A 20,962-nucleotide genomic window follows, 5' to 3' on the forward strand; every position below is an offset into this window, starting at 1 on the left:
GGATTTGTAAAGAGAACGCACTTTCTTATTCCGTAAAAACGCCGCAGACGAAGTCATTTCCGACATTTGAAAAATACTGAGAGGCGTCGTTTAAGCCCATTTTACGGGCTTCCTTTGTCGTTGGGCTGTAAATGGTTACATTATACTGATCGTATCCGCTGATCAGCTCGTAACCGCCGTTTTCCGTATAGACGGCCACCGGACAGCCCCTGCTGATAAAGTACAGAACCTGATTTAAAATACAGCCGCGGGCATCCAGCATCAGGATTCCATCATCGTAATGCATGCTTCCGCTGAATTCGTCCATATGGCGGATCAGCAGGGCTCCCTTGTTCTCCGGATCCTTGATGCTGCGGGCTGGCGAACGGTTTACACGGTTCCAGACGATCTCCTGGTTTTTGTCCGTCACCACGCCCATCTTATCGTATGCCAGATTCAGCGCCTCCGTAAAGCTCCGGCTGCTTCCCAGATAATGGCCGGCGCCATAGGCGTAAAACAGGCTTTCCGATGGCCCCGCATTTGATTTTAACTCCACTACCTCGGCGGACTCATACGCCATCTTTTTCGGTACAGAAACCTTCACATCGTGAGATGCAGCCTCCTTATCGAGCTGCACAAAATACAGCTTTCTCCGGTCTTCAGATGCATACCAGCCGATCCCCTTTAACGGATCTTCCTTCAGCTCCTCATTACAGACAATAATATCATCTTTTAATTTCGTATAGGACTGGTCTCCGGTCCCCGCGATCTTCGTCAGACGAATCCGGTTCTCCTCTACCTCCACATCGGCAATATACGTATCGGGATACTCGTACTGGTTGACGATCGCTCCCGTATCGTCCATGATCTCCAGGCGGTACATGGGGGCATCCTTTACGCGTCCGTTTTCAATCCACATATCGCCTTCCCTCGCCAGGCCATAGATGAAATCATCGCCCACGAAGCCCAGAGGCCGGCAGAGACTGCCGTCTTCCCCGGTAATCTCCTTCTTGCTTCCCGTATCTAAGTCCATCAGATGGATCACCCTGGAGCCGTAGGGATCACTGCCCTCCTGCCATGCGAAACGCCGTTCGCTTCTGCTCACCGCGAAGCTTCCATCCGTCAGGGAATCTGCCAGAACCATGTATTCGTTGCTGTTTAAATCGATGCCGTAGACGGCGTGGTCCGCCATCATATACAGCATACCGTTGCTTCCCAGATGAGCCAGCTTATCGATATCACCTTTCAGCATCTCAAAGGACTGGGTCACGGGCGTAAAGAATTTCTCTTTGATGGCGTTCTCGTCGCTGCTGTACTGGTACATGGCGATTCCCATGGCCCCCTCATGAATCCCCCGGTTCATATATCCGTAAACGATAAAATTCACATCGCCGTCATCGCCGATGGAGAGAATCCTGATATCGTGCTGGTCGTAGCCGTTACGGATCTCATCTTCGTCGCCGCTGCGGAAGGAGAATATCTTGACTGCCTTCTCGGAGGACTGGTCATAGGACCACAAGTCTCTATTGACCACATATGCGATATGGCGTCCATCCGGGCTCGCTTCCGTCCGGACTTCACTGTCATTCATGATCCCCAGCATAATACGCTTGCCGGAAAACAGATCGCGCTGTCCGGAAAAAATCTGGTTGGTATTTCGCTCAAAATCCATCAGATAAATGCGCTTGCTGTCCCACTTCATAGTGAAATCATCTTCCACCTCGTAAAGCTCGTTGATTCCATTTTCCGCAGTCCTCGTTATCTGGTAATCCAGGCGGACAGTACACATAATTCCGTCTAAATCTTTCAGCGTCACACGGATATCCCCAACAGGCTTTACGTCCAGGCCGGCCCAGGTAAGCTGGGAAAAGCTGGATCGTATGGTCACGTGACCCAGAGAGCTGTTGTCCTCCGTCGCATTTGTCTCCAGATACGTCGTCAGCTCTCTCGCCTGATCGTAGTCAAAGGTCTTCGTGGTGAAGTTTACGGCGAAATCTATCATATCCTTAACATTCTCATTGTCCGTCCACAGGATACGGGTGTAATAGCGGACCTCGCCCTGTTCCGCCGTGTCCAGAGAGAGGATCAGCAAATATTCCCTGTCCTTGGACAGAAGATTCTGAATAGGAAGCACAGCCGTCGTCTTCCCATCCGCCGTATCCCATTCAGTCAGGCTGGTGCGTTCCACAAGGCGCTCCAGATTTAAGCTTCTCACCTCATAACTGATCCCGCGTATGCTGCCGCCAAAGTCCGCGATCCTGATATTTAACGCGCGGTCAGACGGAAGGACGGTAAGCGAATCTCTCGCCACCGCCTGCTTCATATCCTGTGTATAACCGTGCAGAAAATTAACGTCTCTCCCGAACATGGTAGCCGAGACCACCGGAAGAGCCGCCTCATCCATGGCAGTGTAAACAATGGAGTCAGGTTTTTCCGTTCTTTTCTGATTCCACACAAAGTAGATTGCGATCGCCGCAATAAATATAATAAATAGTATTCCTATCTTTTTTCCTAATCGTTTCATGTCAGACTTCCTCTATTTTCCCTATGTTTCCCTTTTATTCTATACAATATCCAACAAAACTACAACTTAAAAGTTTATTAACCTGCAGCCGGGAAGGGAGATAAAGCCGGCATTCTCCGAAAATATCAGGATTTTCTTTGATCCGGAATCGGTACAAAGAACTCACTGTAGTCAGCTCCGAATATTCGTTTTAACGCCATCATTTCTGTGGCCCGGATATTTGCCAGGCCGACTTCGATTTTCGCATAGCTTCCCCTTGTTATATTGCACTCCATCAGCTGCATCCGCGCCACAGTCTGTTCCTGTGTAAGCCCCGCCCGTTTCCGTAATTTTCTGATATTATAACCGATTACAATATCCTGCTTAATCTTCTGCTCCATCTCATTTTGCTCCTTATAACGAACATTTTCAATTGATTCTATCTTATCCAGGTTCTATAATTGCTCTATATACGGAGCATTATTCATTTACTATTTTAATCCAGTCATATTTTGTCCGTTTATGTAATATATTAGTGATATAGAAAGGATTGATACGGCATGATAAGAAAAAACACGGGGGAACTCACACCAAAAGAAGAAAGGGAGCTGCTGCAGGAATTTGAACGTGTGGACAGGTATTGTGACTCAGTGATACCGCCTGCTCCAAAAGGTGAATTCGAAAAAATAATTGAAGAGATGAAAAAAAGGAACATTGTTCCACAAATCAGGGAGGAATTAAGAAAAAGATTTGGAAAATAGTGAATTCTGCAGCGGATGGCCATTTTACATTCCAACTACATAAAATATTTGACATCACATGATCCGGATTCTATACTATAAGTCTGAAAGCCGCAGCAAAAAACTGACTCTGGTTTCTGAAGCGCGGTTGATAACAACGAGTTAATCCGGCGCATGTGCCATTGTGCTGCACTGCGCGGAAAGGATGGGATAATGACTGACCGTTATGTACTGGACAAGTCTGTGAGGACAAACGATGCGGTTCGGGCGTCCTACAATGAACTGACGGCGAAAACATTCGGATTTACGTTTGAAGAATGGTACCGCCAGGGGTTCTGGACTGATAAAAACGTCCCTTACACGCTGCGCGACGGGACGAAAGTGATATCAAATGTATCCGTCAACCCCATGGATATCCTGTGGAATGGGGAAATGCGGAGGTATGTGCAGCTGGGGACTGTCATGACGGATCCGGAATACCGTGGCAGAGGGCTGGCGCGTTTTCTGATCAGTGAGATTTTAAAAGACTGGAAGGACCGGTGCGATGCCATGCTTCTCTTTGCCAATGACTCCGTTCTGGACTTCTATCCGAGATTTGGCTTTATCAGGGAATCCACGTACCAGTTCCGCCGGCCGGTGATTCCCACCCCCGGCGGCATGAGAAGGCTGGATATGGAATGCAGTGCCGACAGGGAACTGCTTCGTTCCTGCTATTTGAAATCCAATCCGTTTTCACAGCTGACAGTCGTAAATAATTTTGAGCTTCTAATGTTTTATTCTATCAGTTTTATGAAAAACTGTATATTTTATTTGAAAAAATTTGATGCGGTTATAATAGCGGAGTATAAGGATATGGTAATGACGTGTTACGATATCTTCTGCGATCCCCATCAGGAACTGGATGCCATTCTCTCCGCGGCGGCAAAAGAAGACACTGCATTTGCAGATCTGGACTTTTCGCCAGTATCCGGGGACACCTGCGTTCCCGCAGAAGAAGAGGGGGACACGCTCTTTTTGCTGAAAGGAAAAGAGAATATATGGAAGGGAAGGCAGCTCACCTTCCCGCACCTGTTTCATACTTAGAGCATGTTTGAATAATGCTTTCCGCCAGAGACGTGACAGTGACAACGACGGCGCAGCAGATCTGCGGCCAGCTTCCCAGACGTGAAACGGAATAAGGCCCGGGATATCCTGTAATAAAAGGAAATCCCGGGCCTTATCCCATATCCTGCTGCCATAATCCCTGGTCCGTTATCCAAGGTCAGTCCAGGATGTGACTCTTTCAGAAAAGCAAAGCTTTAAAAACAGAACCCTGTACGGCACCGTCTGCGATGCATCTCATTCAAAAGCAGAATCTTTACAATATCATTCAGCCAATTATTTCCCGGATTCTGAGGCGGGCGCGGCGGCGGTCCCCATGGCGGCGGGCCCCACGGTGGCTGAGGCGGGCGCGGCGGCGGTCCCCATGGCGGCAGGCCCCACGGTGGCTGAGGCGGGCGCGGCGGCTGCGGTGGCTGCGGCGGGCGCGGCGGCTGCGGCGGACGCGGTGGCTGCGGCGGACGTGGCGGCTGCGGTGGCTGCGGCGGGCGCGGTGGCTGCGGCGGACGTGGCGGACGCGGTGGCTGCGGCGGACGTGGCGGCTGCGGTGGCTGCGGCGGGCGCGGTGGCTGCGGCGGGCGCGGTGGCTGCGGCGGACGCGGTGGCTGCGGCGGACGTGGTGGCTGCGGCGGACGCGGTGGCTGCGGGCCGGGTGGCGGGCCCCACGGCGGTGGTCCCTGCGGCGGGCGCTGGCCTGACGGTGGGCGCTGGCCTGACGGCGGGCCCCATGTCATCGGAGTCTGCGGTACTACCTGCTGCATTCTCCAATCTGCATCCTGGGTGTTCACGCTGTTTACCTCGTACACTTCTACTTCTTCCACCTCTTCTACCGTTTCCGCAGTCTCTTCTCCCGGCTGTTCCGATGTATTTTGCAGTCCAAGCTCTGCTCCGTTTATAACTCCGTCCTCCAGAATCTGGCGGCATACGGAATCGCACACCTGATTCACCATCAGGCGGTCCGGAAATTCATCATACAGCGGACTGTTTTTATAATCCAGACGATCGCAGGCTGCCATCACATATTCCTGAATCCGCTTCATATGTCCCGGATACATTCCCTGCAGATACTCTAAATCCTGTAACATATGTTCCCTCTGCATCTTCGGCAGATTCTCCATAGCGCTTCTGTCTCCGTACAACATATACGGCTCCAGCACCTGGAAGTTATTCCCATAAGTATGCTCTAAATTATCCTGCACAGCGGTTATCACTCCCTGCTTCTTTCTATACATAACCATCTTATGCGCATTTTATCGAGATGTGATGGAAAAAACGAATTTTTTCCTGTTGCTTCTCTGTTTGCCAGTATTTTCGCCCCAACGCCTCCAGGGACAGGCCGGTCTGCCGTTCTGAATGATCTGCCATAAAAAAGTACTGGATTTCATCGCACTTTTATCTTATAATGGCCTTTTGGAAAATCAGGCTGTCCACATAATTACAGAATGGCAAATGTCTTATCTGGAAATGATAGGAGAATAGCAAGAACATTGAACGATAAAGTGAGGAAATATATGGAACTGCAATTTAAAGATCTGGACTCCAGCGCGCTGAAAACGCTGGCCCCCCTTTTTACCTTCAGAGAAAACAAGACCTGCGACAGCGTATTCTTAGGCCTTTTCCTCTGGAAAGATTACTATCAGGTACGTTACGCGGTCGGAGATGATAATACAATCTTCCTTCGTATTGCCGCGGATGGAAAGGAGTACGCTGCCCTTCCCATCTGTAAAGCGGCCGGCCTGTCCCAATCCTTCGGCGTGCTGAAGGACTATTTTAACCAAACCCTGGGATTAAAGCTAAATATCTTCCTGGCCGACGAGGCCGCTGTCCGCCTCCTGAAACTGCCGGAGGACGAATTCGATGTCGAAGAACTGGAGGATGCCCGTGACTACTTATATTCCGGAGATGCCCTTCGTTCTCTCGCCGGCCGAAAGCTGCACAAGAAGAAAAATCTGGTTAACTCCTTCGTCAGGACCTGGGAGGGACGCTTCGAGTACCGCAGGCTGACCTGTGCGGAAGGCTCCGAGATCAAGAGTTTTCTCGCACGTTGGGGTGTCGCCAGGGAAGAACGCATGGAAGGCCAGCTGGAGCATGAGATTCTGGGCATCCATGAGATTCTTCGCTGCTGCTCTCTCCTCGATATCACGATGGCTGGAGTCTATATAGACGGTACCCTGGAGGCTTTTACCATCGGCAGCTACAATCCCCTGGAGCAGATGGCTGTCATACACATTGAGAAAGCCAATCCTGAGATAAAAGGGCTGTACCAGTTCATCAACCAACAGTTTCTCATCCACGAATTTCCCGACGCTGTCCTGATAAACCGCGAGGATGATCTGGGTGATCCCGGTCTGAGGCAGGCAAAGCTGTCCTACTGCCCCGTAGACTTCGCCCGCAAATACAGAATCCGCCAGCGATAAATACCACCGCTGAAACCAAAGGACATGTATGCGGCGGACCAACGGTTTTCTTTTTCCGCGGTCCGCCTCTTTTTTCGTCTTTCTGCTTTAGTTTCTTCCATTGGAGAAACAAGAAACCGCCCGGCCGTCACCCCTGGTCTCCCTCCCGCTCTCCTTAAGTGCTTTGGCGTAAACAGCCAAAAGCTTCTGATACTCTTTATAATAACCGCAGTTTTCAAGCAGAAAAGATTCCGGCATACGACGGATTCTCTCCCAGCCCCAGGCCTGAAGCTGCGGTTTTAACAGCTGTTCCTTCTGAAGCGTATACAGAAGCGCGCGCTGGCGGAACTGGAGCCTGTATTTCAGCGCCTCATCGACCTCCCCCGGAAAGAGAGCACACATGGTCTCCACCAGAGACTTCCCCATCTCCATTTCCCTGTAATGGGTCCATTTTCTCCGCATTTCCCCTGCAAAGCTCATCCATTCAGAGTCATCCCGCGGATATACCAGCCCCATAAACTGCGCATCCTTATAGCACCATAAGGTCCAGGATACGCCATACCGGCAGAATAAGCCCAGCGTGTCCTCCACCATCTCCATCACATGCTCCAGGCTGTGCCCCGCAATGTCGTACCCGGCCTCGCCGCAGAGCAGCGGACGGTTAAAGGGCAGCAGGCCGTCAAGCATGGTACGGAAGCGCTGTTCAAACACCTTTTGCCTTTCGCCCCGCGGATAACCCGGATCACATAAGTCTGCCTCCCAAACGGTGGGATAAAAATGGAAGGTCAGCGCAGTCTGCTCATCTCTGATTTCCTTTAAACAGGAGAAATCCATGGCAAAGGAATCCCCCTCCAGGAATATAATATGGTTCTCATCCACCTCGCGGACCGCAGCCGTCACCTTCTCATAAAACTGCTGAAGCTTTCCGTCCGCCGCCGGCATGAGAAACGGCTCGTTTAAAAGGTCGTATCCCAGCAGATACGGCTCATCCCTGTAACGGGCGGCAATATCCCGCCACAGGGATATGATCTGCTCCTGAAATACATCGTAATGCCAGAACGCAGGCGTTCCCGTCTGATTATCAGAATGCCAGTCCGGATTCTGCCCGCCCGGAACGCTGTGCAGATCCGGGAGAAGATAGATCTCATACTTGCGGCAGAATCCCAGCAGACGGTCAAAATAGCGGAATCCCTCTTCTTTCCGCAGCTCCATATTCTGATCATCCAGAAACAGTCTATAGTTAAACGGCACGCGAATCAGGTTGATGCCGGTATCCTTCAAAAGCTTAAAGTCCTCCTCCGTACAGAAGGAACAGACGAAATCATCAAAGAACCGGGCCGACTGTTCCGGTCCGAAAACCTCTGTAAAAGCTTCCTTCATCTGTTTTTCCGGCGTTGGGATTCCAAGCATAAAGTGTTCCAGATTCAGCCAGCTCCCGATGCCCAGCCCGGCGAACCGGATGCTCTGTCCCTGATAAATAAATTCATTTCCCTTTACTCTTACAAATTCCATAGTTCCTCCTCGGTTTTTACTCACCTATTTCCTGTCTCCAGCCAAATTCCAGCTTCTCCATCTCTTCCAGCAGCCGTTCTGTAAATCCCCTTTCCGACAGCCCGAGGCGCTCATACTGTTCCAACGGTGCCTGGGCCTCTTTCATTCCCGCGGCCAGCTTCCTGCACATGGCCGCCTCCAGCTCTTCGTCCTCTATGGGATGCTCCTGGGCGTAGTCCTGCTCAAGATCGAAGAGGCAGGAGTCTTTAATAAAGCTTAAATCCCCCATACAGTCCGTTTCATTGTGAACCGGTATCCGGTAAACCGGGTATCTCGTATAGGGGAGAAAACGCCCCATTTCCATTTCCAGAGCATACTCCTCACCGAAGAACCGGCACAGCGTCGTCGGCATGGCACAGTACTGGTAACACGGCTTATTGTCCGGCGCCGCAGGCGCCCGGAAATACGTATAGCGGCCGTCGTATACATTGACCGCACGGCCGAACCAGCCATAGATTACCGCTTCCCTGGAAGGTGTATGCCTGAGAATCATCTCTGACAAATCCCAACCCTTTACGGTCTCCGGAACAGGAACAGCGTGGTGCTTCAATATTGTCGGCATCAGATCGATGTTCTGGGTCAACTGTTTTCTATACTCTCCGGCACATTCTCCGTGAGGCATTTTCACGAAGAGGGGGATGTGGGCCATCTCATTATACGCGTGCATATAATTTTTTCCAGTAAATCCGTGTTCTCCCAGCATATGACCGTGATCCGTGGTCAGGATCACCTGGGTATCCTCATACAGCCCATTTTCCTTCAGGGCATCGAGGAAACGGCCCAGCCACCGGTCCGCCATGGTCATGGTGGCCAGATAGCATTTCCGCAGATGGCATACTGCCTCCTCCGGTTCTGTGACAGGTGCATACCCCGGCCAGTTGAACTCCTTTCCGCTGTAATCATCCCCATACAGTTCATGGTAGGCGTCCGGTGCATCAAACGGTTCATGAGGGTCAAACGCCTCAACCATCAGAAAAAAATCATCCGCTCCCCGGTTCTCTTCGGCCCAGCGGCAGGCGGACAGGAAGGTGGCCGGAGTCGGATACGTCTCCTCCCCCCGCGCATATTCCTGCCGGTTTAAAATATGCTGGACCGATTTGCGGCCGTATGCCTGCGGCTCTCCGAATGGGGGATTAACCCTCGAAATCCAGGGATCATTCTCCTGGCCGCGGTGGTAGTCCCAGGTATCGAACAGGGAACAGTAGTTTTCCCCACCCAGTTCAAAGTAATGGGCATGGTCCGTGGTAATGTGGGTGTAGACTCCATGTTTCCGCAGTTCCCCCTGAAGCGTCCGGTCGAAGGGCTCCATTCCTCCCCACCCGCGTTCCAGGAAATTCATGCGGCCGGTAAAAATATCCCGCCTGGCAGGCATGCAGGGGGCGGAGGCAATAAAATGATTATCAAACCGGACTGCCTCCTTTACAAATGCATCCATGCACGGCGTGATTCCCACCGCATTTTCATCATAGGATTTTAAAAATCTTCTGTTTAATGTATCCATAAGGATCAATACGGTTCTCATGGTTTTCCGCTGCCTCCTGCCTCTCAAGTATTTTCTGATGCTTCCTGTTTTTTCAGCCGGAGTGGCGCAGAATGCTCCGTCCTGCTGTCCGTTCCGATGAAGACGAGAAATGCCCCCGCCTCGCTGTCCCATAAGCCCGGTTTCTGAAAGAATTTCAGATGGTCTTCCCCGATGGAGAAAGCCACTTTTGCCTCCTCTCCCGGCTGCAGTGTGACGCGCTTCAAGCCCTTCAGCTGCTTCACCGGCCTTGCTGTGCTGCCGGTTACATCGCGGAGATAGAGCTGAACCGTCTCGGTTCCTTCCCGCTTCCCTGTATTTTTTATGGTCACAGACGCCTCGATCTCTTCTCCCGGCATCAGCTCGTTTTTGCTCAGACGGACCTCAGAAAGCTCCATGCTCGTATAGGTCAGTCCATACCCAAAGGAATACAGCGGATCGGCGGGTATGTCCTGATACCTGGAGACGTACCGTTCCGGCTTTCCCTTTCGGTAAGGCCGTCCCGTCATCAGGCTGTCATAATGGACCGGTACCTGCCCCACACAGTAAGGAAAGCTCATAGGAAGCTTTCCCGATGGCGTTCTCGTTCCGGTCAGCACATCGATAATTGCCCGGCCGCCTTCCATACCTGGCATCCACACAGAAAGCACGGCTCTGGCCCGCTCAGAAATAAAGCGCAGATCGAGAGGCCGGCCACTAAATACCACTGCCACTACATTGGGATTTACTTCGGAAACTGCGCGGAATAAGTCCTGCTGGATCTTTGGAATCTCAATAAATGCCCGGCTTGCGGCTTCCCCTGACTGAAAGCAGTGTTCACCGAGGGGCATGACCACCACATCGGCTTCCTCTGCGGCCTTTCGCGCTTCCTCCCTCCAGCGGTCTGTCTCTTCCTGCGTCGCACCGGAGGGCTTATACCGGTCAAAGCCCTCCAGCACCGTCCCCGGATCCAGCACGGGACAGCCGGTATGGTACGTCACGGACCAGCCGGCCAGTGCCTCTTCCGCTGCCGCCCGTATGGTCTTTACCGCCCCGGTCTCGGCGCCTCCCGTAAAGGACCAACTGCCCAGCATATCCTGAGAATTGGTGTAGGGACCGATAAATGCGATCTTTTGATTCGGGAAAAGAGGCAGGATGGCAGCCTCATTTTTAAGCAGTACGAAGGATTTCACCGCCGCTTCATATGCCAGCTTCCGGTGTTCTTCACAGAGAGACGTGCGGGCTTCCCTCGCCTCGTCGGCTCCGTGGAAGGGATCCTCAAACAGTCCCAGCCAGTTTTTAAGCTCCAGAACTCTCAGGACACTTTCGTCGAGAAGCGCCTCATCCAGTATTCCGTCTTTAACCAGTCCGACCAGATACTCCGGATATACACCGGACATCATATCGATATCGACTCCCGCTTCCAGCGCGCGGCGCGCGGCATCCGCCCCGTCTTTGGAGACACCGTGAACCACCGTCTCTCCGATCGCCGCGTAATCCGAGATCAGTACGCCGTCAAATCCCATTTCACCGCGCAGAATTTCCCGGAGCAGCGCTCTGTTTACGGTTGCGGGTATCCCGTTCACCGTCTGAAGGGCGGTCATAGCCATTCTGCTTCCGGCCTTTACGGCGCTCTCATAGGGCGGCAGATAGAATTCATGAAATGTCCCATTGGAGAGCTCCATCGTCTGATATTCCCGCCCGCCTTCCGGCGCACCGTATCCCGCGAAATGCTTGACGCAGGCGGCCAGAAAATCCGTTCCGCCCTGCTGTCTCTGATAGCCTTCCACCATTGCCTTCGCGTACAGACTGTTTAGATACACGTCCTCACCCGTGGATTCCATCACGCGCCCCCATCTGGCATCGCGCACCAGATCCACCATAGGAGAAAATGTCACATGGAGCCCGCCCGCCGCCCCCTCTTTTGCCGCCATGGCCGCACAGTCGCCTGCAAATTCCGGATCGAACATGGCGCCCTGTGCCAGCGGAATCGGATAGATAGTCTTATACCCATTGATGATATCCAGCATAAAGAGCAGGGGAATATGGTGCGGCTGTCGTTCCATATACGCGCTTTGAATTCTTTTTATATTGGCTGCTCCATAGACCCCCAGCACAGAACCGGCCAGATGGCCGTAGCTTTTCCTGATCCTGGCATTCTCCTCCGCCTCCGGCCCTGTCTGTTCCAACACTTCCGTGCCGTCAAACCAGTCGCCGGTTACCTGAAAGAGCTGTCCTGCTTTCTCCTCCAGGCTCATATCATTTAACAAATCTATTAGCTGTCTCTGCTCCATTTTCCTGTCCTCGCCTGTATTATACAAATACTTTCACCAGCATAACCCCCGCCGCATCAACCGCAAACACCTCTCCTCGACAGATATCCCTCCCGCTCAGCAAATCCTTTCCGCTGACAGAGATCGCCAGCTCCTGTTTCTTCCCGGAATGGTTCAATAGAAACAGGTATTCCACGCCGTCTTTTTTCCGCACCGCCATCTCGATTCCCTTTTCGGATAAGGCGGCCGCCGTTTCCACCGTATCATGGGAGGCTGTTCGCATCCCCTTTTCCTTACACACATCCGTGAATAACCTGAGATAGAATTCCTCTCCGGACCTTGTTCCAACGTAATATGCCAGACCGTCTCCGTACCGGTTCCTGGTGATAACGGGCGTGCCTGCATAAAAGTCCTCCCGGTAACGGGCAAGCACCTCCGCCCCCTCCGTGTGCATAATGTCGCACAGCAGTCCGGCCGGATAGGTTTTCCCTTCATAGCAGAAGGAATTCCGCTCCGTTTCCGGCAGGGAGTCGGTCTCTTCCACCCAGATTCCAGTGAGTTTTCTGAGTTTTCCCGGGTAACCACCCAGAGTAATCCGGTCATTCTCATCCACATATCCGCTTAAATAAGAAAAAACCGCTGTTCCTCCGGCTCCAACGAATTCCTCCAGCCGCCCGGAGACGCCGTCCTTCACCATATACAGAAGCGGAGCGGCAATCAGTTCATATCCACAAAAGCCGTCCTCCATTCCGATTATATCCACCGGAATATGAAGCTTTGAAAGAGCCCGATAGTAATTCTGAAGCTCCTCCAGATATTTAAGCCTCACGCTGGGACCTGCCGAGCACTCCAGCGCCCACCACGTATCCCAGTCAAAGATCAGCGCCGCCTTTGCCGGAACACGGGCTCCGACCACCTCTTTGCCCAGTTCCTTCAGTTCCATTCCAAGAGCCTGACACTCTTTAAACACACGGGTATTTCCATGGCCTGCATGGTCGATGACGGCCCCATGAAACTTCTCACAGCCCGCTCTGGAGCGCCTCATCTGGAAAAACATCACCGTGTCCGCCCCATGGGCCACGGCCTGATAGCTGAGGAGCCGCATGACGCCGGGGCGTTTCAGGCGGTTGTCGTTCAGCCAGTTGCAGGTACTGGGCGTCTGCTCCATCAGGAGGAAGGGCTGGCCATGTTTCAGCCCGCGCATCAGATCATGGTTCATGGCAATAGCGGCAGGATCGGCCCCCTCCGCCGGATAGTTGTCCCAGGAAATGACATCCAGACTGGCCGCCCATTTCTTATAATCCAGCGGCTTATACGCGCCCATGAAGTTGGTGGTGATGCAGGCATCCGGGATCTGCGCCCGGATGGCTTCCGCCTCCGCCCGGTAATTGGCCAGCATGCTGTCCGAATTAAACCGTTTGTAGTCCAGTGTTATGGCCTGATACATGCTTCTGGCTTCCTCGAAATGTTCACTCACCATGCTGGGAGCCACGATCTCATCCCAATCATAGAAGGTATGCCCCCAGAATCTCGTGTTCCACAGCCGGTTCAGATTTTCAATGGTTCCGTAACGCTTTTTCAGCCAGACACGGAACGCCTTCTCGCAGTTTTCACAGTAGCACGCGCCTTCATATTCATTGCTCACATGCCAGAGCACGATATTCTTCTGTTCCCGGTAGCGCTCCGCCAGCTTCCCGGCCAGCCGCTTTGCATACTGCTTAAATACAGGGCTGTTGGGACAGGAATTGTGGCGGCCTCCGAATTTTCTCCTGCGGCCTTCAAAATCCGTTCTCAGGACCTCGGGATACCGTTTGGCCATCCACGCCGGATGAGCCCCGGTGGAGGTGGCCATACAGATAGCCATCCCCTGTTCCGTCACCCGCTTCACCGCCGCATCCAGCTCCGCGAAGTTATACGCCTCCTCTGACGGCTGGAGTGACGCCCAGTTGAAGACATTCAACGTCACCACATCGATTCCGGCCTGCTCAAGGAGTTCCATGTCCTGTTCCCATATATCCGGCGTCCACTGCTCCGGATTGTAATCTCCGCCATATAAAATCTTCGATACCTTATCAGAAAATGCCATACGTTTTACCCCTTCAAACCGGAGAATGCTATTCCTTCCACCAGATATTTCTGCCCCACAATGAAGATCAGCAGCATCGGAATCAGGGCACACACCGTGCCTGCCATAATCAGGCCGTACTCCGAGCCGTACTGGGTACGGAAGGATGCCAGGCCGATCTGAATGGTTCTCAGCTTATCGGATGTCAGGTAAATCATCGGAGCCATATAGTCGTTCCACATAAAGTTAAATGTAAACACAACCAGCGTCGCCAGCCCCGGCTTACACATGGGAAATACGATCTGAGAATATATCTTCAGTTCTCCGGCCCCGTCGATTCTGGCCGCCTCGGACAGTTCCTCCGGAATTCCCATCATGAACTGACGGAGTAAAAACACACCGAACGCGCTGAATATATTTATCAGGATCAGGGACCAGTGAGAATCGTTCAGTCCCAGGGTCTTGATGATTAAGAACTGCGGTATCATGATTGCGTGCCACGGAACCATCAGCGTTGCCAGATAGCACAGAAATATCTTATCCCGGCCAGGATACTGCATCTTGCTGAAGGAGTAGGCTGCCAGGGAACAGGTGATCACCTGGCCGGCGGTGACGATCACCGCCAGTTTTAAAGTATTTAAATAGTATGTAACGAACGGAATGCGCTCGCATACCTCCGCGTAATTGGACCACCGGAATACCTCCGGAATCCATTTGATGGGGTAGGCGAAAATTTCATTGTTATTTTTAAAGGAAGACGAAAGGGTCCAAACAAACGGGATAATCATGCAGATTCCCAAAAGCAGCATGACCACAAACAGAATGCCGTTTGATACCTTCGTCTTTGTTTTATACGATTTTGTCATCATTTCTTTTCCCTCCCCGGTTTACATGTAATTAACCCATTTCTTCTGTCCTCGGAACTGAATCAGGGTTATAACCATGATGATGATGAACAGGAAATATGCCATTGCGGACGCATATCCAAACTGCAGCTTCTGGAAGCCCTCCTGATAGATGCGGTAAACCAGAACATTGGTGGAGCGCCCCGGTCCTCCCTGCGTCATGATATTGACCAGATCGAACACCTGGAAGGAGTTGATGATGCTTAAAATGGTGACCATGAACATGGTCGGGGACAGCATGGGCAGCGTGATTTTGAAGAACTTTTCCACGCTGTTTGCACCGTCGATGGAGGCTGCCTCATAGAGCTGGCTCGGTATGGACTGCAGGCCGGCCAGTATGATGATCATGTAGTACCCCGCCTGTTTCCAGATGGCGACCACCATGACAGAGCCCAGCGCCGTCTTCGTCGCGGACAGCCACTGCGGCGGATTTGCCACGCCGAGAGCCATCAGCACCTGGTTTAAAGGTCCCTGGGTCGGGTTGAAGATCATGGCCCAGACTATACCGACCGCAACCATGGAGCTGATGTTGGGGAGGAAGAACATGGTCTTAAAGAGACTGCTTCCCTTAATCCCCTTATTGACACCCACGGCCAAAAGCAGCGCGAACACGATGGTTCCCGGCACCGTCACCAGAGTGTAGACCAGATTGTTCTTCAGCGATACCGTGAAATATTCATCGTGGAACATGTCGATATAGTTTTTCAGCCCCACAAAATTAAACTGGCTGAATCCGTTGTAATCCGTAAAGGAAATCACCAGCCCCATGATGATGGGGAGTGCCATAAAGACGAAAAAGCCGATGAAATTCGGAAGGATGAAGAGATATCCTTTTATGTATTTCCTAATCTTATTATTCTTTTCCATATCCATATCCTCTCTAGCGCGTGTCGGTTGAACACATATGGGGAAACAATCATATCTTCGATTGCTTCCCCAACAGATTATTTACTCATGATGTCCTGTCTCTGCTGCTCAAATTTATCCATGGTCTCTTCCAGCGTCTTTTCCCCATACAGATACAATTCCGCATTCTCTGCAAATGCAACCTTTAAATCATTGTATTTCTCATAAGAAGGCGCCTCCGGAATCTTCTTGGAATTAAAAGCTACAGAAGATACGCTTTCCTTGCCGACCACCTCGTCAAATGCATCCTTGGCCGCATCGCCGCCGTACGCCGGGAGCATGCCGTATTTCGGAAGAACCTCGGAACCGCCCTCACCGCATAAATATTTTAAGAAATCATAGCTCTCCTGCGGGTGTTTGGCATCCTTTGGAATCGCCGCGAACTGGAATGCCCCCCAGGTAGCGCCGGGGTCCGCGCCCTCCGGAACCGGAAGCGGAGCAACTTCCCAGTTGACATCCGTCTTGCCGTCTTTTTCGTCTGTCATCAGCATATTGATCAGCCACTCGCCGTTGGGAAGCATGGCCACTCTGCCGTTTTCAAAGTCGGATAAATACTGGCTGTCGTTGGCCTTTACCTCTGCTAACGGTACGTGGGACTTATCTTCCAGGAAGAATCTGCCCAGGGTAGCCAGCCCGTCCTTTACCGCAGAGATGTCGTCGTCATTTAAGTAAACGCCCTTCTGGGTTCCGATACACTGGTAGATATTCCAGTCCACCCAGCATCCGCCGTACTTCGTACCGTCTCCGCTTGTCAGCTGTTTTGCAATATCCCCATACTGGGACCACGTCATCTGTTTCGACATGTCAATGCCGGCCTCTTTCATAATATCTGCGTTATAGAACAGCATCCAGCAGCTGGATCTCATGGGAAGTGCGGTGATCACGCCATCCGGATAGCAGGTATCCCACATGGAACCAAACTTGCTGATATCCAGGTCACTGTTCTTCACCAGATCCGTGATATCCAGCATGGCGCCCGCTTCCTTAAACTGCATAACCTGGTCCAAAGAACGGACATTGACTAAATCTGCGTCGCTTCCCGCGGACAGCATGACCTTCAGCTTGTCGTCGTACGTCTCGTTCGGCATACTGATCACTTCCACATTGACACTGTCCTGGCTCTTGTTGTAGTTGTCCACAATCTCTTTCGTGTAGTTTTCTCCATCGCTCCAGATATAGAACTTTAAATTCACTTTCTCACCGGAAGCCGCCTCTGTGGCCGCTTCTTTTCCCCCGCTGCATCCGGCCAGTGTTCCCGCTGCCAGTGCCGCTGCCAGTAGTACCGCGCTCAATCTTCTTAACTTCATTTCAAATCCCCTCCTGTTTTCTGATACCCATACGATATCACGTATTCTCACCCCCGGACAGGTTGAAATTTTATCCTCCTTTTCACCGGGAATGATTTGTGTTACTATTTAGCCATGGAAGGGAGGGGTAAACTATGTTCTATCTGCTGTTATTACTGTTCATTCTGATCCTGTTTACACTGGTTCAGAGGCTGAAAGGTAATCATGATTTTCTCATGATTCTGATTCTGCCGTACTTTGCAGCGCTCTGCAGCATCATTCTCTACGTTTCAAAAGATACCTACTATTATAATCTTATTAAGGATTATTTTTACCTTCCCGACTTCCTGTGGAGATGGCTGTTCTTCATCGATATTGGCAAGAGCAACATCATTCGGATTATGAATGCCTCCAGCTTAAGCATCTTAATCATCAGCGTTTATCTCGTCTTCCATTTTTACGAGCCTTTTTCCCTGCGGGTTCAAAAGGCGGTTAAACGGGTTGTATGGATCTACTGCCTGCTGCAGTTCATTCTCTATGATCCCTATACGAATTTAAAGGCCTACTACTTCTTATACCCGGCCCGTCTGACGGTGCAGCAGTACCTTTATTTAGAGGACAGAATATATGCGGTCACCCACACTATCAATACTGCGGTCATTCTCCTGTGCTTCCTGGGGCTCCTGGCTGCGTTTATCAAGGCACCAAAGCTGAAGCTGTTCCGCTATAACCACCTGTTTCTGGCCATCAGCTACGCCACCCTGGCGTTTGTATACATTTACTTTATCTCTTCCTCGCCGGACTTTTATTTAAAGGTTTCCAGAATCGCAGGAACTTATTCCTACCGTTCCCTGCAGCTCGGAAGCAATGCCTTTATTTACCGGGCGCTGCCCTATATTCTGGTACCGGCCGCGGCCGTCATAACCTACTGCGCCTACATGCTGACACGGCTTTCCGGCCAGGCCAGTCTCAAGGAGCTAAGTATCTCCAAAGAAATCAGTTCCTCCGAGACGACATCCAAGATCTTCTGCCACTACATTAAAAATGAGATTCTGGCCATCCAGTCCGAGGTGGAGACGCTGGCCTTAAACGCAGAGGATGGGAATGAGGTAAAGGAGACGACGGACAGCATCCTGAAGCGCTGTCAAACGCTCTATGGAAGGATCGACGAAATTCATCGGAGCACCAAGACCAGCGAGCTGAGCTTAAAGCAGTACTCTCTCCAGACTCTGATCCGGGAGACGCTCGCCATCTTCTCCCATGAGCTGGAGTCCATAAATGTCCAGCTGAACCTTCCGCCCCAGCCAATTCTGGCCATGGTGGATCCGGTCTACATGGAACAGGCGCTTCACAACATCATCAAGAACTCCATCGATGCCATGGAGGACACACCGGACGATAAAAAGGAGCTGGCCGTTACGCTCGGCAGCTCCAGACAATGGATTGCGATTGACATCAGGGACACGGGAAAGGGCATATCGAAGGAGAATTTAGAAAGCATCTTTCTCCCCTTCTATTCCTCCCATCCCTATTCCAAACACTGGGGAATCGGACTGACTCTGACCTATAAGGTCATTCACGCGCACGAGGGAAAGATCGTCGTTAACAGCACCCTGGGCGCCGGCACTACCGTGGAGGTCCTGCTTCCGAACATTACACCGGAGCGCGTCTGAAATTCACTGACAATCTGCGGACAGATCCGCCCCAAACAGGAAAAGAGGTTTCATTCATGGAAGAAAAGATAAAAGTACTTATTGCAGAAGATGTGGCCCCCATCCGCAAACGGTATGCGGCGGTCTTAAAGAAGTGTCCCGCGATCGAGGTCGTGGCCGACGTGGGAACGGGAGAGGAGGCATGCAAAGCCGCCAGAAAACTGAATCCCGACGTCATTCTCATGGACATCGAGATGGAAGCCAAAGACGCTGGAATCCGCGCCACAGGAGAAATCCTGGCCGAGATGCCAGATATCAAGATCATTATCCTGACAGTCTACGAGGAGGATGAACTGGTCTTTTCCGCATTCCGCTTAGGCGCCTGCGACTACATCTTAAAAAACGCCTCCAATGAGGAGATCGTAAACGCGGTCACCTCCGCCTACAAAGGCCAGTCCCCCATCCGCCCGGAGATCGCGGACAAAATACGCAGCGAATTCCGCCGGGTCAAGACCTATGAAAGCAGCTTTCTCTTCATGCTCAACATCCTTTCCACCCTGACGCCAAAGGAACTGGACACCTTATATCTGCTCTCCACCGGCTATAACAAACGTCAAATCTGCGAAATGCGCTGCGTGGAGATGAGCACAGTAAAGTCCCAGGTACACAGCATCTTAAAGAAGTTCAATAAGAAGAAAATCTCAGAAATCATCACCACCGAATCCGACCGAAAGCTGCTGGGAAGTATCCTGAACAATACGGAACTGAACCGTTAATCCCATCGCCGCCTTCACTTACAGAGCCACCATACAGTAATCGCCAATCTCCCAAACAGCGAGTTTAGATATATTCTTTTCTGCAGCGAAGCCAGTACACAGCCGAAAAATCGGGGAGCGGTCAGGGGCGGGGGAACCATGTTTGTTTCAGTGTGCCGGCATCTGGATACGAGTCATAAGAAAGTCCGAGCCTGGCGAACACACCTTCCTTTGGTGTGTACGCCAGGCTCGGACTTTCTTATGGCGAGTAGGAAGCAAGACGGACACGAAACAAACATGGTTCCCCCGCCCCTGACCGCTCCCCGATTTTTCGGCGTAACTCCCCCCAAAAAAGAATCCCCATACCTAACGAGCAAACAGCTTCTCCGGATAAACGCCGTCTGCTACCAGTTCCTTAATCGCCGCCGCTACCGTCGGCTTGTCTTCCCGGTAAGTAACTCCAAACCACTTATCCGGTGTCTCCAGAACCGTCACGCGGGCACGTCCCGCACGTACAAGACGGTCGATAATCCTCGGAAGCAGATACTCCGTCTTGATGTCGCCTTCCTTCAGGCCGTCTAAAAACACAGGGAATCCGCGCTCCAGTTCCTCTAAAAATGCCGGGGCGAGTCCCCACATATTCATGGACACATGCTGGCCGATCGGCACTTCCACCGGATTGCCGTCATCGTCACGGCCTCTCGCCACATCTCCGTCCTTCTGAAGCTCATACGTCTCAGTTACGTCGACCAGCACACCGTTATCGTCCACCTGGCATACTCCGCGGGTAACTCCGCCGTTCTCACTCAATGTGTTTCCCAGGATAAATCCGCCCATGCAGATATCGAATACCTCTGATTCCGTATCCATCTGATTCACCATGTACTCGTGGATCTTCTTAAATCCCTCTTTTCCATAATAATCGTCCGCATTGATGACGATAAACGGCTCATGGATCACCTGCTTCGCGCACAGAATCGCCTGGCCCGTTCCCCATGGTTTCGTCCTGTCTGCGGGCTTCTCATATCCAGCCGGAAGATCGGTAAGTTCCTGATACGCGTACTCTACAGGGGCAATCCTCTCGATCCGTCTCCCTATGATCTCCTTAAAGTCCTCCTCCAGGTCCTTCCGGATGATGAACACGATCTTGTTAAATCCGGCCTCCAGCGCGTCATGAATCGAATAGTCCATGATAATCTCGCCACTGGGTCCTACCGGCTCCAACTGCTTGATTCCGCCGCCGAACCGGCTTCCGATGCCTGCCGCCATAATCACTAATGCCGTATTTTTCATAATGCTTCTCCTCTGTTTTTGTTCTTTCACAGACCGGAACACCTCGGGCCGGACGCATCCTG

16 protein-coding genes are annotated in these 20,962 nt (G+C 51.8%); 6 read left to right on the forward strand and 10 right to left on the reverse strand.

Annotation, left to right across the window (positions count from 1 at the left end; genetic code table 11):
- Window positions 1-25 precede the first annotated feature (25 nt).
- Window positions 26-2,503: a hypothetical protein gene (locus tag M1L66_RS31025; RefSeq protein WP_187020583.1), complete on the reverse strand. Its 2,478-nt coding sequence runs from the start codon at window positions 2,501-2,503 to the stop codon at window positions 26-28.
- A 125-nt stretch (window positions 2,504-2,628) separates the two neighbouring features.
- The gene (locus M1L66_RS31030; protein ID WP_055653166.1) at window positions 2,629-2,883 is read right to left on the reverse strand and encodes a helix-turn-helix domain-containing protein; all 255 of its coding nucleotides are present in this window, start codon (window positions 2,881-2,883) and stop codon (window positions 2,629-2,631) included.
- Window positions 2,884-3,042: 159 nt separating this feature from the next.
- On the opposite strand from M1L66_RS31030, the gene M1L66_RS31035 reads away from it, so the two are divergent.
- From M1L66_RS31035 to M1L66_RS31050, 4 genes are all read left to right on the forward strand, one after another.
- A complete protein-coding gene (locus tag M1L66_RS31035) occupies window positions 3,043-3,243 on the forward strand; it encodes an N-acetyl-gamma-glutamyl-phosphate reductase (protein WP_187020584.1) in 201 nt (66 codons plus the stop codon).
- Between the two features lie 192 nt (window positions 3,244-3,435).
- Window positions 3,436-4,305 (forward strand): GNAT family N-acetyltransferase, encoded by an 870-nt coding sequence (locus M1L66_RS31040; protein WP_434689516.1) that lies wholly within the window; start codon window positions 3,436-3,438, stop codon window positions 4,303-4,305.
- A 190-nt stretch (window positions 4,306-4,495) separates the two neighbouring features.
- Window positions 4,496-5,218 carry a hypothetical protein gene (locus M1L66_RS31045; protein ID WP_434689518.1) on the forward strand — a complete coding sequence of 241 codons (723 nt, stop codon included), beginning with the start codon at window positions 4,496-4,498 and terminating at the stop codon, window positions 5,216-5,218.
- Window positions 5,219-5,831: 613 nt separating this feature from the next.
- The gene (locus M1L66_RS31050; RefSeq protein WP_434689520.1) at window positions 5,832-6,737 is read left to right on the forward strand and encodes a DUF2156 domain-containing protein; all 906 of its coding nucleotides are present in this window, start codon (window positions 5,832-5,834) and stop codon (window positions 6,735-6,737) included.
- An 87-nt stretch (window positions 6,738-6,824) separates the two neighbouring features.
- Here the strand turns inward: M1L66_RS31050 and M1L66_RS31055 are convergent, their stop codons facing one another.
- The 7 genes from M1L66_RS31055 to M1L66_RS31085 form a co-directional block, all read right to left on the reverse strand.
- Entirely contained in the window at window positions 6,825-8,228 is a 1,404-nt protein-coding gene (locus M1L66_RS31055; protein WP_187023815.1) for a glycoside hydrolase family 5 protein, read from the reverse strand.
- A gap of 16 nt (window positions 8,229-8,244) precedes the next feature.
- Window positions 8,245-9,789 carry a sulfatase gene (locus M1L66_RS31060; RefSeq protein ID WP_434689523.1) on the reverse strand — a complete coding sequence of 515 codons (1,545 nt, stop codon included), beginning with the start codon at window positions 9,787-9,789 and terminating at the stop codon, window positions 8,245-8,247.
- A gap of 23 nt (window positions 9,790-9,812) precedes the next feature.
- A complete protein-coding gene (gene bglX / locus M1L66_RS31065) occupies window positions 9,813-12,059 on the reverse strand; it encodes a beta-glucosidase BglX (RefSeq protein ID WP_434689525.1) in 2,247 nt (748 codons plus the stop codon).
- 19 nt (window positions 12,060-12,078) lie between these two features.
- The gene (locus M1L66_RS31070; protein ID WP_434689527.1) at window positions 12,079-14,124 is read right to left on the reverse strand and encodes a beta-galactosidase; all 2,046 of its coding nucleotides are present in this window, start codon (window positions 14,122-14,124) and stop codon (window positions 12,079-12,081) included.
- Window positions 14,125-14,129: 5 nt separating this feature from the next.
- Window positions 14,130-14,972 carry a carbohydrate ABC transporter permease gene (locus M1L66_RS31075; RefSeq protein ID WP_117633008.1) on the reverse strand — a complete coding sequence of 281 codons (843 nt, stop codon included), beginning with the start codon at window positions 14,970-14,972 and terminating at the stop codon, window positions 14,130-14,132.
- 18 nt (window positions 14,973-14,990) lie between these two features.
- Entirely contained in the window at window positions 14,991-15,875 is an 885-nt protein-coding gene (locus tag M1L66_RS31080) for a carbohydrate ABC transporter permease (protein ID WP_002605062.1), read from the reverse strand.
- Window positions 15,876-15,952: 77 nt separating this feature from the next.
- Entirely contained in the window at window positions 15,953-17,221 is a 1,269-nt protein-coding gene (locus M1L66_RS31085) for an ABC transporter substrate-binding protein (RefSeq protein ID WP_055659043.1), read from the reverse strand.
- Window positions 17,222-17,355: 134 nt separating this feature from the next.
- Between M1L66_RS31085 and M1L66_RS31090 the strand changes: the two genes are divergently transcribed.
- The gene (locus tag M1L66_RS31090) at window positions 17,356-18,873 is read left to right on the forward strand and encodes a sensor histidine kinase (protein WP_187023811.1); all 1,518 of its coding nucleotides are present in this window, start codon (window positions 17,356-17,358) and stop codon (window positions 18,871-18,873) included.
- 56 nt (window positions 18,874-18,929) lie between these two features.
- A complete protein-coding gene (locus M1L66_RS31095; protein ID WP_187023810.1) occupies window positions 18,930-19,628 on the forward strand; it encodes a response regulator transcription factor in 699 nt (232 codons plus the stop codon).
- A gap of 345 nt (window positions 19,629-19,973) precedes the next feature.
- Here M1L66_RS31095 and M1L66_RS31100 read toward each other — a convergent pair whose 3' ends face one another.
- Window positions 19,974-20,900, reverse strand: coding sequence for a nucleotidyltransferase family protein (locus M1L66_RS31100; protein WP_434689531.1), 927 nt, complete (start codon window positions 20,898-20,900; stop codon window positions 19,974-19,976).
- Between the last annotated feature and the right edge of the window lie 62 nt (window positions 20,901-20,962).

This window comes from Hungatella sp. SB206, assembly GCF_051132295.1.
In the GTDB taxonomy this organism is placed as follows: domain Bacteria; phylum Bacillota; class Clostridia; order Lachnospirales; family Lachnospiraceae; genus Hungatella; species Hungatella effluvii.

Excerpts from the sequence above, each read along its gene's own strand:
- M1L66_RS31035 (WP_187020584.1), top strand. The coding sequence starts at position 3,043 with ATGATAAGAAAAAACACGGGGGAACTCACACCAAAAGAAGAAAGGGAG.
- M1L66_RS31095 (WP_187023810.1), top strand. The coding sequence starts at position 18,930 with ATGGAAGAAAAGATAAAAGTACTTATTGCAGAAGATGTGGCCCCCATC.
- M1L66_RS31030 (WP_055653166.1), bottom strand. The coding sequence starts at position 2,883 with ATGGAGCAGAAGATTAAGCAGGATATTGTAATCGGTTATAATATCAGA.
- M1L66_RS31050 (WP_434689520.1), top strand. The coding sequence starts at position 5,832 with ATGGAACTGCAATTTAAAGATCTGGACTCCAGCGCGCTGAAAACGCTG.
- M1L66_RS31090 (WP_187023811.1), top strand. The coding sequence starts at position 17,356 with ATGTTCTATCTGCTGTTATTACTGTTCATTCTGATCCTGTTTACACTG.
- M1L66_RS31085 (WP_055659043.1), bottom strand. The coding sequence starts at position 17,221 with ATGAAGTTAAGAAGATTGAGCGCGGTACTACTGGCAGCGGCACTGGCA.
- M1L66_RS31070 (WP_434689527.1), bottom strand. The coding sequence starts at position 14,124 with ATGGCATTTTCTGATAAGGTATCGAAGATTTTATATGGCGGAGATTAC.
- M1L66_RS31100 (WP_434689531.1), bottom strand. The coding sequence starts at position 20,900 with ATGAAAAATACGGCATTAGTGATTATGGCGGCAGGCATCGGAAGCCGG.
- M1L66_RS31075 (WP_117633008.1), bottom strand. The coding sequence starts at position 14,972 with ATGATGACAAAATCGTATAAAACAAAGACGAAGGTATCAAACGGCATT.
- M1L66_RS31060 (WP_434689523.1), bottom strand. The coding sequence starts at position 9,789 with ATGAGAACCGTATTGATCCTTATGGATACATTAAACAGAAGATTTTTA.
- M1L66_RS31080 (WP_002605062.1), bottom strand. The coding sequence starts at position 15,875 with ATGGAAAAGAATAATAAGATTAGGAAATACATAAAAGGATATCTCTTC.
- M1L66_RS31025 (WP_187020583.1), bottom strand. The coding sequence starts at position 2,503 with ATGAAACGATTAGGAAAAAAGATAGGAATACTATTTATTATATTTATT.
- bglX (WP_434689525.1), bottom strand. The coding sequence starts at position 12,059 with ATGGAGCAGAGACAGCTAATAGATTTGTTAAATGATATGAGCCTGGAG.
- M1L66_RS31055 (WP_187023815.1), bottom strand. The coding sequence starts at position 8,228 with ATGGAATTTGTAAGAGTAAAGGGAAATGAATTTATTTATCAGGGACAG.
- M1L66_RS31040 (WP_434689516.1), top strand. The coding sequence starts at position 3,436 with ATGACTGACCGTTATGTACTGGACAAGTCTGTGAGGACAAACGATGCG.